11 protein-coding genes are annotated in these 12,052 nt (G+C 42.0%); 3 read left to right on the top strand and 8 right to left on the bottom strand.

Translation table 11 applies throughout. The annotated features are described in order from the left end of the window. Positions 1-128 precede the first annotated feature (128 nt). Positions 129-275 (bottom strand): hypothetical protein, encoded by a 147-nt coding sequence (locus V7K97_RS24740; RefSeq protein WP_334803630.1) that lies wholly within the window; start codon positions 273-275, stop codon positions 129-131. A gap of 282 nt (positions 276-557) precedes the next feature. On the opposite strand from V7K97_RS24740, the gene V7K97_RS24735 reads away from it, so the two are divergent. Then, the gene (locus V7K97_RS24735) at positions 558-1,649 is read left to right on the top strand and encodes a hybrid sensor histidine kinase/response regulator (protein WP_334803629.1); all 1,092 of its coding nucleotides are present in this window, start codon (positions 558-560) and stop codon (positions 1,647-1,649) included. A 291-nt stretch (positions 1,650-1,940) separates the two neighbouring features. Here the strand turns inward: V7K97_RS24735 and V7K97_RS24730 are convergent, their stop codons facing one another. From V7K97_RS24730 to V7K97_RS24710, 5 genes are all read right to left on the bottom strand, one after another. Continuing rightward, positions 1,941-2,279, bottom strand: coding sequence for a hypothetical protein (locus V7K97_RS24730; protein WP_334803628.1), 339 nt, complete (start codon positions 2,277-2,279; stop codon positions 1,941-1,943). Between the two features lie 252 nt (positions 2,280-2,531). Beyond that, a complete protein-coding gene (locus V7K97_RS24725; RefSeq protein ID WP_334803627.1) occupies positions 2,532-2,663 on the bottom strand; it encodes a hypothetical protein in 132 nt (43 codons plus the stop codon). Continuing rightward, the gene (locus V7K97_RS24720; RefSeq protein WP_334803626.1) at positions 2,663-2,917 is read right to left on the bottom strand and encodes a hypothetical protein; all 255 of its coding nucleotides are present in this window, start codon (positions 2,915-2,917) and stop codon (positions 2,663-2,665) included. Before V7K97_RS24720 ends, V7K97_RS24725 begins: the two co-directional genes overlap by 1 nt. A 165-nt stretch (positions 2,918-3,082) precedes the next feature. Further along, positions 3,083-4,606 (bottom strand): type ISP restriction/modification enzyme, encoded by a 1,524-nt coding sequence (locus V7K97_RS24715; RefSeq protein WP_334803625.1) that lies wholly within the window; start codon positions 4,604-4,606, stop codon positions 3,083-3,085. Between the two features lie 242 nt (positions 4,607-4,848). Continuing rightward, positions 4,849-7,437 (bottom strand): 4Fe-4S binding protein, encoded by a 2,589-nt coding sequence (locus V7K97_RS24710; protein WP_334803624.1) that lies wholly within the window; start codon positions 7,435-7,437, stop codon positions 4,849-4,851. A 239-nt stretch (positions 7,438-7,676) separates the two neighbouring features. Here V7K97_RS24710 and V7K97_RS24705 point away from each other — a divergent pair, with 239 nt between their 5' ends. Together V7K97_RS24705 and V7K97_RS24700 are read left to right on the top strand one after the other, a co-directional pair. Beyond that, positions 7,677-8,081 carry an NIL domain-containing protein gene (locus tag V7K97_RS24705; RefSeq protein ID WP_334803695.1) on the top strand — a complete coding sequence of 135 codons (405 nt, stop codon included), beginning with the start codon at positions 7,677-7,679 and terminating at the stop codon, positions 8,079-8,081. A 179-nt stretch (positions 8,082-8,260) separates the two neighbouring features. Continuing rightward, positions 8,261-9,244, top strand: coding sequence for a CHAD domain-containing protein (locus tag V7K97_RS24700; protein ID WP_334803623.1), 984 nt, complete (start codon positions 8,261-8,263; stop codon positions 9,242-9,244). Positions 9,245-9,597: 353 nt separating this feature from the next. On the opposite strand, the gene V7K97_RS24695 is transcribed toward V7K97_RS24700, so the two are convergent. Continuing rightward, positions 9,598-10,077, bottom strand: a complete 480-nt coding sequence (locus V7K97_RS24695) for a YbjN domain-containing protein (protein WP_334803622.1) — start codon at positions 10,075-10,077, stop codon at positions 9,598-9,600. A 565-nt stretch (positions 10,078-10,642) separates the two neighbouring features. Continuing rightward, positions 10,643-11,884 carry a bifunctional ornithine acetyltransferase/N-acetylglutamate synthase gene (gene argJ, locus V7K97_RS24690; protein WP_334803621.1) on the bottom strand — a complete coding sequence of 414 codons (1,242 nt, stop codon included), beginning with the start codon at positions 11,882-11,884 and terminating at the stop codon, positions 10,643-10,645. Positions 11,885-12,052: the final 168 nt, after the last annotated feature.

Below are 12,052 nucleotides of genomic sequence, written 5' to 3'. Positions count from 1 at the left end.
TCAGCAAATATACCAGGCGATTAGAAATCGCGGCTACACAAAAGTAGTCCCCCTACGCGGACTCAAAGAATTTGAAACCCAGGTCGGGTGGGTAAAGTCTCGTATAGCCCAATACGCTTGGGTTAAGGCTAAAACTCTTTGGTTTTTAACGTAGACGCTTCGGCTTCCCGCAGGGTACCGCAGAGGCACAGAGAACGCAGAGAGAAGGAGGAAATGCTTAACTGAACTGTATTGTCGTATAGCCGCGTTTGCCCTTGGCGTGCCGGAGGCATCATTCCATTCGCCAGGGCAAGCGTATTTTTACAAAAGTCAGATGCTCCCTTGCAAATATTACTAACCGCAGAAAATACAAAAATTACATTTGCTGAACTATAGTAAATAGTAGATTATTCTACAATAATTATCCGGCAAAACTTCAGTGTTTATACTTAAGACACGTATGTGAAGCTGCGGTATTATTGAAAGTTAATTTTTCTTGTTAAACAAGATAATCTTTATATGGATGCCATCTCATCCTAGACCAATCAAACTGATATTGTTATCTTTACTAATGGCAGATGAACACAATTTTAATCATAGAAGACGAACCCCAAGTTAGGGGAAACATTCAGGAAATTCTACAACTTTCTGATTTTGAAACTTTGATAGCTCCAAACGGTAAGATTGGATTAGAAATTGCTCAAGCCAGATTACCAGATTTAATTATCTGTGACATTATGATGCCTGAATTAGACGGTTATAGTGTGCTGTCTGCTCTGCGTAAAAATGAGGCAACTATCAATATTCCTTTAATATTTGTTACTGCTAAAGCAGAGCGTTCTGATTTTCGTCAGGGGATGGATTTTGGGGCTGATGATTATTTGACTAAACCATTTACTACTGAAGAACTACTCAACGCTATCGCTTCTCGTCTTAAGAAACACGCTTTGGTTCAGCGCCAAACTCAAGCCAAACTAGACGAACTCAGTATGAATATTGCTCACTCATTACCTCATGAGCTGAATACTCCTTTAAATGGTATTATCGGGATGTCGCAGTTATTAATAGAAAATTGTGATATCACGTCTGCCTCTGAAGGAGTCGAAATTGCAGAATTAATTTACACATCTGCCAATCGTTTGAATGGATTAATTAAAAGATTTTTATCATATACTAATCTGGAATTGATAGCCAAAAACCCCGAAAAAATCCGTCAACTCCAAGAACAAAAAGATAGTTGTCTGGCTGAGAGAATTATTAGTGAAGTCGCTCGCAAAAAAGCTACAGAAAACTCTAGACAAAAAGATTTAAAGCTAGATATCCAAGAATCTAGAGTACAACTATCAGAAGAAAATTTGAGTATTCTTGTTGAAGAATTACTTGAGAATTCTTTGAAATTTTCTTTACCAAGCAGCGAAATTAAAGTTATGAGTAAGATAGAAGGTAGTAAGTTTAATTTATATGTAATTGATCATGGCAAAGGGATGACAATTGAAGAGATTGATAAAATTGGAGCTTTTGTACAATTTAATCGAAAGTTATGGGAACAACAAGGCTCTGGTTTAGGGCTGGCTATTGTTCAGCATATAGTAAAATTATCTGGTGGTAAATTTACAATCGATAGCATTCCTGAAAAAGGAACTATTGTCAGTGTTAGTTTGCCTTGCTAGGGGATGTTTTATAAGAAGAATTCAGAACTTAGGAGTCAGAATTCAGAATTGAAGTCCCTGAATTGTGGAGCAAGTCAGGTCTTCTCCCTTGGTGCTAGCGCAGCGTCAGCGAGTTATGGAGCGTCTAGAGTCTCCCCAAGTAGAGCAACTCCTATGGCGAAACAAAATTAAAGTATTTTTCAAGAGTGAATACTCTATACCTTTAAGGATGGAGTATTCACCAATTCTGAATTTAGAATTGGTGAATACTGACTCCTGTTTTATTTTTTAGAAGTCCCTCAAATCGCCCCATTAGAGTTCAATTAGCTGGAAGCCCCAAGGTTTGAGAGCTGCTAGAGCTAGTTCTGGATCTACACCTTCATAAGCCTCCCATTCGGATGGATGCTCTTTAGGATGTCCGTCGCCGACATTACCTGCAACTTTGATGATCGGACAATTGGCGATGCGATCGCGCTCCAGCCCTTTGGGAATTGCTAGTTGGATTTTGTGGCCGACAAACTTCGCTGTACTTTCATTAGCTACAGATTCACGGATTAAACAAATATCACCAGCAGTCCCCCAAGTAGTTTGGTAGATGTGGAGGAACGATATATAGGTTGCTGGTTTGATGGATCTTTTTAAAACATGCATTATCTGTAATCCTTACACTATGAATCAAAAATCATATTAAGTATTTTCTATCACGTTCGTAGGAAAGAAGAATGTTTTTAACTCACTTTTTGCAGCAATTCCAGGCGATTTATCATCGCCTGGTGGAATATGTGAGGTTCAAAACACGATAATCACCCACATACTAACTCCCAACCCAATATGGTTCGTTGAGCCTTTGAACTCGGAACACCGAGCTTCTTACTCGAACGTTGAGCCTCTGAATTTGGAAGTTCAACCTTTTTGCTCGAATGTTGGAGTAAAGCCGTCCTGGAAGGACGGGGCTTTTACCCAAATTTTCGGTAAATCATCACGAGGATTAAGCAATGCTACCCAGTACCCTGTATCTGCAAACACAACCCGCATCAATCTTTTCCTTGTTTCTGTTTCTGGTAGTAATCAAATCTCCTAGCTAAGTCTGTGGGTAGTTTTTGCCATTCCTCATCAGGAACTTGGGCAGAGATTTCAGCTACCAATTCCCAAATAGGCACAGCGTTTGGGTCAAAGGAAAGTTCGCTTAATTTGCATATCTCGCTGAACTTGATGGTAGTTGACAGGTTTTCAGAACCATCTGACGGAGATATCGGCGTATGTTCCGGTTGAAAATTTTGTTTTACCATTCTATTAATTTTACCTGCTTCTTCCATATCTGAGCCTGGATGAGCAGGGTTGAAAGGCGATCGCTGCTTGAAAAAACTAACCTAGAATTTTCCCTTTCAACAGGGAGGACAGCATATAGCTTATCCTCTTGCAATTATTGTTATATTCGCACTTCTTTACCTTTCTCACTTTGGCCAAGTGTAAGTGGATTGCTTTACTTTTTCATAATTAGTATCTAAGGCAGTTTCTAGCAGCACAATAGCAGTAATTCGTCGTGCGATGTTTGTCACCTCACGCACTTCTTCGACTTTTAGCGGACGATCCAATAAAGGTTTTTCACGATAACTGAGCCATTTCTTAATCACCTGATACCCGCCGATTGTATAATCCCAAACTTTAGCAGGAATGTTTTTCCAGTAGGCAATGTCATTTAGGTAAATATCGCAAGTATTTTTACCAAGGTGGTGAATATCTTCACCCATCGCGTTTTGTTCTTCAGAGCTATATTCGCGTTCTGTGAGTCTGCCTCTTCCAGGCATAGTGACATTATTTTGACCTGTATGACCCCAACCTGCCGTGAGAGCAAAGTCATTCTCTGGGTTCCAATTGCCTTCAGTAACACGGGAAATTATTGCTATTACTTGTAGTTCAGGACAAATCTTTCCCGAAGTGACACCTGTAACTGAACTTTCGGGATCGAGCAAAGCAGCTACTCGATCATTAAAAAACAAATCAAGTTTTTTTGGATCAGGTTTGAGAAATAATGGTATGCAGCTTGCACCCCGATCCATCAAATCTAGGCAACCAAGAGGGCGAATAAATTGTGGTCTTGACCAATTTCGCCTGGGCTTTTTCTGAGAAACAATCCAAATATTTCCATTAAATATATGAGGGAAATAGGCTGATACTTTTTCACCTAAGAGTTTAGTTTCTGGTTCCCAGTAAATGTAACGGCTATCAAATGGGCGATGAGAAAATCGAACAATATATTTAGGTAGAAAACCTCGCTTTAGTAAATATTTTCGTGATGCAATAGCATTAAATCTATTTGTACTCTCCATTGATCGGGGGCAAATTTGTTTCATTACCTCATCGCTAACAGATGAATCAAAATATTTTCCTATACGCTGCTCTAATCTATCTCGCTCAATATCTACTACTAATTCATCTCGCTTTGTTTGAACACCAGGAAAGAATGTCGGAAAAATCTCTGTTAATAACGGATATTTAGGATATTCATCATTAACTTTTCTTGGCTGGAAGGGTAAACCAAGTCCTAAAGAAGGCTCTATTGTCTGATATAAACTCTGGTTTGGATTGGATAATGTTTTTAATAATTGTAGTCCCTTTGATATACCCCACATATTTTGGAAAAAAATCTTCTGTGTTTCCGTATGCTCCTCTTTGCGAACTAATAAAGCTATAGCAGTTCCTACTGTAATTCCTTCTTTATTCCACTCCGTTGAAAAGACACTGGGATCTGGTTTACCTTCAGGTGTTAACTTTCCTGTAGCATTTTTATCTCCGTTTAAGCAGTCAATCCAAATCTGATCGAATACATTCAGGTAGCGTTCACGCATTCCAGGATAAGACAGCTCGAACGTTGAGCCTTTGAACTCGGAAGTTGCACCTTTTTGCTTGAACGTTGAGCCTTTGAACTCAAAAAATGAAGCTGAGAACTTGGAATGTCGTGCTTTTAACTCCAACATCCAAATTCTGAAGCTCACACGTCGCATCTTTTAAGTGCAACTACTGAGCTATTTTCTACAACGCTGCTTTTTGAGACTTGGATTTTCCAGGTTTACGAGCAAATAGTTCAGCTTAGGGACTTCCAAATAAAAAAATATTCAAAAATTTCTTGTGGTGCGGGCATCTTGCCCGCTAATCACTAAGGACGGGCAAGATGCCCATCCCACAAGATGGAATAATTTATTTATTTTTTGGAGTTCCCTTAAAACACGATAATTGCCCACATGCTAACTCCCAAAGCGATCGCTACTAAATGTTGCCAAAGGAGTGATAGCACTGGTTGCTTTGCGATCTTTTGCGTTAATAACATAGTCAACAACACGGAGAAAATTATGGTTGTACCCTGCAAAAAAGCAATCACAGCCGGGTGAGCAACCAATATTGGCAACTGTTCACCACTCAGACCAAGGGTAGCAAAGGTAACAGGTAAAATTCGCCCACCTTCACCTAAGCCCAAACGTAGATAGTGAGCCAAGTTTCCTCCCAACACCAATGGAAGGTAGCTGTATGCAAGCTCTACAAATGATCGAGTCTTAATCCAATTTTGGATTTTGGATTTTGGATTTTGGATTTTGGATTTGGCTGCTTCGACATAGTTCGCTAACCAGTAAGACACTTGTATTACTTTGTAGGATGCGAAGGTAAAAGCGGCTGGGATAATTAACACTAGCAGCGATAATCCCAAGTGCTGCCAAAACTGCGTTAAATCCAGTTGTAACCCCAAGCGAGATAGCAACTCTGGCAAGCGATGCAGATATATCCCACCCAACAGCAAAAACAATAATGCTACTTCATAGCTGCGGGGTACATGAGTTGTCCACAGTTCAATACCAGGGGGACGCAAGTTGAACTCCACGGAACGATGGGGACAAGCTTTCAGGCAAGTCATGCACAGTACGCAATCTCTGTTATCTTCTAACTGTGCGGGGTGGGAATATAAAGGACATCCATTGGTTTCCATCCCCTCGCCCTTTTGCGGTCCACCTTTATAACACTGATAAGTGGTGCAACTGGCAGAACAAATCCCTTGCTGGGCGCGGAGTTCCGTCATTGAGAGTTTGGCAAATAAACCATTCATTCCCCCAATTGGGCAGAGATAACGACACCAAAACCGCCGCTCAAAAATGGCGGAGAAAATCATCGCTCCGGCGGTAATTAATAGCAGCAAACAAGCGCTGAGGTAGGCAGTATTTTCTAAATGCCAGAGTTCTTCCCATAAGAAAATTAGGGAGAATAAACCAAACATGAACCATCCGCCCCATTTTTCAGCTTGTTCTCTGGGCCAGCGCTTGAGTTTTCGAGGCCACAGCCAGAGGGAGAGCTTTTGGGTAATTTCCCCGTAAATCATGAATGGACAAACAGAACACCACACACGACCCAAAAAGGGAAAGAGAAATAAGAAGAAAGGCCACCACCAAGCCCAAAATAGATTTAATACGAAATTGCGATCGCGGGTTTGCGGTCCAATAAATAACACTGCAATGATGATGGGAAAAGCCGTGGCAGTCAAACCATAGTTAATGCGATCGGGCCACCAGGGGCTACGTAAAAACCGCCGTAAAGGAGGATAGGCATTTAATAAATTCAGCCGAAATCGTTTTTTCTTAGTTTCGGCTGGCCAGAAAATTTCTTCTGTTAATTCATTGGCACCCTCAGCTTGCACGATCGCTCTTTCTACCAGATTTTTCAATTCCTTGAGGTTCCCAGGAAAATCATAAGACTGTAGACGACGCAAAGCTTCTGGGGTGATGTGCGGTTTAGAAACGCCTCTAGATCGAGTGTAGAGACTAGTGTAATATTCAACTTGTATCTGAATATCGGTTTTCCGCACCCGTAGCGGCGGTACTTTAATAATGTGACCAACAGAACGTTCAATTGTCGGCTGAGTTTTTTCGGAAACAATCAGAATTCTGGCTTGACTGGGACGAGATTGGGCGGGTGGCTCTCCAGAACGACTGACGGGGGTATATGTGCCGGCTTTGAGCAACTGTGTCACCGGAGATAATAATTCTTCGGGCAATTCTTGGATGTTGTTGAGAACTAGAGTACCTTCTCCCAACCATTCCAATAGGCCTGGTTTGCCGCCAGCGCGACCAAATAAGTCTGCACCGCTAGTTTGGAGAATACCACAATTTACTTTAATAATTGGTTCTCGCCGTTTTGAAGAGCCAAAGTGGATGAGGGCTGCTATATTGTCTTTTTCTAAACCTGGTTCTCCGAAAATATCCACTGATTTGCGATCGGCCGCCGCTTCTCGAATTTGCTCTCGCAGCCGCACAGCATAGCGACTTGTACCGACAATTCCCCGTTGCGCCTTGGTGACTAAATATGGTCGTAAAGCTACGGAACGTTCTTGTTCATAGCCAAGTGCAGATGTTACCTGAGCTAATTCTTGAACCAATTGGCGGGAAAAAGCCTGAGAAATTTCGGGGTATTGGGTGACTAAAGCACGTAATTTAGCAGCAGGTACAACCCACAAATGACATTCTGTTACCGTAGTAATTGTGAATGGAGTTAATTCTTCCAACAGCAATTCTTTGAGGTGAATCACTGCTCCGGGGAGGAATCCACAAGCTAAGGCTGGGTTGCTTTCATTGCTGCTATTGCTTTCGAGTTGACCTTCTTGGAGAATATAAAGGGCTTCTGGAGCAGTGCCTTCCCTAACTAAGTCAGTTTCGGCTGGTACAACTTGTTTTTCAATTACTTGGGCGATCGCATTTAACACTTCAGGTGAGAGAATTCCTAAAGTCGTGCGTTCTTGTAGCCATATAACCGTTTCTGGAGATGTCATATTAATTTCTCCGTGCAGGCTGCTGTATAACCAGAATTATCCCTGAAAGCTGGATCAAGAATTCAAAATTATGAATTCAGAATTCTGAATTAGCAAGAGGAAGCCATAGATACCCCGACTTTTTTAAAAAGTCGGGGATTTGAACACCGAGGTTAAAATAAAGGTGAGTTGCATTTTCAGCCAAGATTACCTAATTATTGGTCAATACGCTAGAACAGAAAAAACTCTCTGCTAAATCTGTGAAAAAACGAGTCACACTCACCTTTCCGAAACGCGCCGTACAAATGCCAGTCACTTATGTACTGGCCAAAGATTTCAACGTCGCCGCCAATATTATCCGCGCCCAAGTGGCCCCAAATCAAATCGGTAAACTAGTAGTAGAACTATCAGGAGACATCGATCAATTAGATGCGGCTATCGAGTGGATGCGATCGCGCCATGTTAACGTTTCTTCTACATTAGGCGAAATTGCCATCGATGAGAATGCGTGTGTCCACTGTGGCTTGTGTACTGGGGTTTGTCCTACCGAAGCCCTCACCCTCCACCCAGAGACATCCAAATTGACATTCACGCGATCGCGCTGTATCGTTTGTGAACAGTGTATTCCCAGCTGTCCCGTACAGGCAATTTCTACAAATCTCTAGATGTTAGTTCTTAGTTTGATTGGATCATAAAATCTGCGGTAGAATCGATTTTGTTGAGTAATTTATTACTCATAAACATACTTGACAATCCTTATTGCATAAAAAAATCTCAAAAGTAAATGCAAACTTTTAACTAATGTTATTATGCAATAACCTCATGAGGTAGTCATTAATCAATTATGAAATTAGCCACACAACCCACGGTTAAAACTCTCGGTGACTACGCCTACCAAGCGATTCAAAAACACTTTAAGAAAACCTTTAAGTGGGAAAAATCAGTTAAGAAAGATGAAGATCCAGAAGCGCTGCACCAAATGCGAGTGGGAATGCGCCGCCTACGGACGGCAGTAACTCGGTTTGGGCTAGCAGTGGATGTATCGAAACCAGTAAGCGATAAAAATATCGCTAAAATAGCCCGTCGTCTTGGTAATCTCCGAGATTTAGACGTACTAAAAGAAAGTTTGGAAAACGATTATAAACCAAATTTACCCCGCAAAGAGCAAGAACCTCTGCAAACAGCTTTCACAGTGTTGGCTAAACAACGTGAAGATGTACTATCGAGTGTACAGAAAATGTTAAAAGATGAATCTTACAAGTCTCTAAAAGATTCATTGGATAAGTGGTTAGAAAAACCCAGTTATCAACCTTTAGCATCTTTTACCATTCAGCAAGTGCTACCAGACTTACTTCTACCAGAAGTGAGTAACTTCTTACTGCATCCGGGTTGGCTAGTTGGCACCCAATTTGTGGACTCAGAAGTTAAAATCCAGAAAAACTGGGAACCACAAAAGATAGAAGAGCAATTGACAACAAAAGGTGAAGTTCTTCATAGTTTGCGAAAAGAAGCTAAACGCATACGCTACCAGTTGGAGTTATTTACTGACTTATATGGCGAGTCTTACGCAGCTTATATTGCAGAAGTGAAAAGTATCCAAGAAATTTTGGGTACGATGCAAGATAGTGCCGTCTTAACTGACTGGCTTGCAGATGTTTTCAAGTCAGAAATTCCGACTCAGTTGCCCACCCTTGCGACTTTGTTAACTGAAAATCGTTACCAGTCGTGGCAGCAGTGGCAACCCTTGCAAGAACGGTATCTGAAAGCTGAAACCAGGCATAGTTTTCATTTAACAATATTGCACCCGCTTTCAGGGGTAAGAAATTAAACAGCCCTGCCTTAAAAAGGGGGAAGAATCAAAGTCCCCCAATTTATCGGGGAGCCACTTATGAGAAACTAAATTGGTGGTGCAGTTTTGAAAGTGTCACTCAATATACTCGCTTTTCGATTAGAGCAGTGATATTATCTAATTGTGTGAGGGGCAAGTTAAAAATGAAAAGCGTCTGGGGTGGAAACACGGCAACACTCCCAGGCGCTTTTTAATTGGTATACAAAAAGAAGTCCTTGCAGATTCGCTGGAGTTTTTGAGATAATCAGCTACAGTTCAAAATCCAGTCAATCCCACCCACAATCAAAATTAGAAATTCAGGTGTCACGGCGAAGTCCAAAATCAAAAATTCTTTAACTCGCACCAAATTCAGATTGTAAAGCATCATCGTTATTATCAGCGATCGTTGCCACAATGGTAATTAGCCGAGACACTTCGCCAGGAGATAACTCGGCTAAGGTGCGTGTCGATATGACAACGACCTGGTTTTCAATAATACCGAAACGCGCTTCAAAAGTGCTGGAGCAGTTTAACTCCAAAAGATACCGCAGCAATCTGGGTTCATCTTTAGCAGGTAAATTTAGCACTGTAGACCAAACCGTTATGGTGTCTTCATCGGTTGTCCCGTTGAGTTTGACAAATACTTCTACACTCCCGTACTTAAACTTCCAAAGATAACCACCCTGTGGAGTCTGTTTAACCATCGCACTATCATCTTGTTCCAAAGAATCGATGACATTTTCAATTACCTCCACATGGTTAATGCTTGTCGTCTCGGCGATTAGCTCTTTAGTGGATTCGTTACTAGTTAAGGTTTCTGGGTAGTTTGTCATACAGATTTTTTTCTCAACATACTTGCTGTTTGATCTACACATACTTTATAACTTGTGGACGCAGTTGTAAGGGCAATTCATGATTTGCCTCTACTGATTGCAGCGTTCTTACCGCCACCATGCGAGATGGTGGCGGGAGGAACAAAGAATTATTCTGGAAAAATCAATGAGGATTAGCTTAACCCAATACGGTTCGGTTAAGGTTTTTTGATGAAAATTCTAGATCCAAAGACGCGATAAATCGCCGTCTCTAAAAGACGCGATAAATTGCCGTCTCTAAAAGACGCGATAAATCGCCGTCTCTAAAAGACGCGATAAATCGCCGTCTCTACAAGGATCAATCTTTCGTCTTGACGGCGATTTATCCAACTGAGCGATTTGTGAACTGAGCTTGAAGTATCTCTTTCTTCTAAGTTCTATATGCTTCTTAGGCATTTTCCCTATCCAGCTACAGCATGAGAAACTGTCAGACTATTCTGATACCAATTCAATTAATGATTGCAACACATCCTTGGGTAAAGACGCGATTCATCGCGTCTCTACAGCGTAAACAATTGTGGGTAGTTCACGTAGTGTATTCGGCGTTAATTTTTACGTAGTCATAACTTAAATCACAACCCCAAGCTTTACCCACACCATAACCATTGCCAACATTAACAGAGATTAATACTGTATCCTGTTGGAGATAAGCACCTGCCGATGCTTTTTTCAAATAAGCACTAGCTGCTGCACGGTCAAATTGCAGAGGTTGCCCATTTTCTAACATTAAAAAATCCCCTAGCTTAATTTGCAGGTTTTCTTGCTCAAAGGGCACACCTGCACGTCCTCCGGCGGCGGCGATGCGTCCCCAATTAGGGTCACGTCCAAAGATTGCAGATTTAACTAAGGATGAACCAGCGATGGTTTTGGCTATTTGTCGGGCTGAGAGTTCATCATGGGCCCCTGTTACTTCCACTTCTATTAGACAGGTTGCGCCTTCACCATCACGAGCGATCGCTTTGGCTAAATGCTGGCAAACTGCTGTTAACATCGCCTCTAATTTCTCTGCTTCTGCGCCCCATTCTATAATTGCTGGGGTGCGAGATTGACCGTTTGCCAAAGCGATTAAGCTATCGTTGGTGCTGGTATCACCATCCACGGTAATGGAATTAAAGCTTTTATCAGCCGCCCTTGCTAACATCTGCTGCCAAAGGGCTGGCGAAACCACAGCATCACAAGTCACAAATGCCAGCATGGTTGCCATGTTGGGGTGAATCATCCCGGAACCTTTGGCAATGCCGCCAATTCGTACCGGGCGCTCGCCTATAGTTGTCTCTAGGGCAATGGATTTTGTTACTAAGTCTGTAGTGACAATCGCTCCGGCGGCAGCATCTGAGCCTGTGTCTGAGAGTGCTGCTACTAGCTTGGGAATGCCGCTTCGTAAAGCATCCATTTTAATTCTTTGACCAATCACGCCAGTAGAAGCCAATAACACAGATTCTGATGGGATGTTCAGTGCTTGGGCTATTGCCATAGCAGACTCTAAAGCATCAAGGTAGCCTTGAGTCCCTGTAGCGGCATTTGCTTGTCCAGCGTTGCAGAGGATGGCACGAGCGCTATGTTTAGCTTGCAAGCGTTGGCGACAATAGTCTACGCAGGCAGCTTTGACTTGGCTGGTGGTGAAAACACCTGCGGCGATCGCTTCTACCTCTGAGAATATCAAAGCTAAGTCTGGTAACCCCGAAGGTTTCAACCCTGCGGTAATTCCCGCCGCCTGATACCCCCTTGGCGCTGTGATGCCACCTGTTACTTTTTGCCAATCTGTCATTATTCTTCACTCTAAACTATTGAGGGATTTTAACAACCCCTCAATAGTTTAAAGTTTTGAGGGTAAATTTTCAGGTTTCAGGTTGAGGAGGCTGATTATTTTACAAGAAATGGACGTGTCAGGGTTGGGTTCAGCAGCAAGCAACTCAATATCACAACAAGAGTTACT

Origin of the sequence: Nostoc sp. (assembly GCF_036917815.1) — a bacterium.
GTDB lineage: Bacteria > Cyanobacteriota > Cyanobacteriia > Cyanobacteriales > Nostocaceae > Nostoc.
Note: the sequence above shows the minus strand (reverse complement) of the source record. Positions and strands in the feature narration are given on the sequence as shown.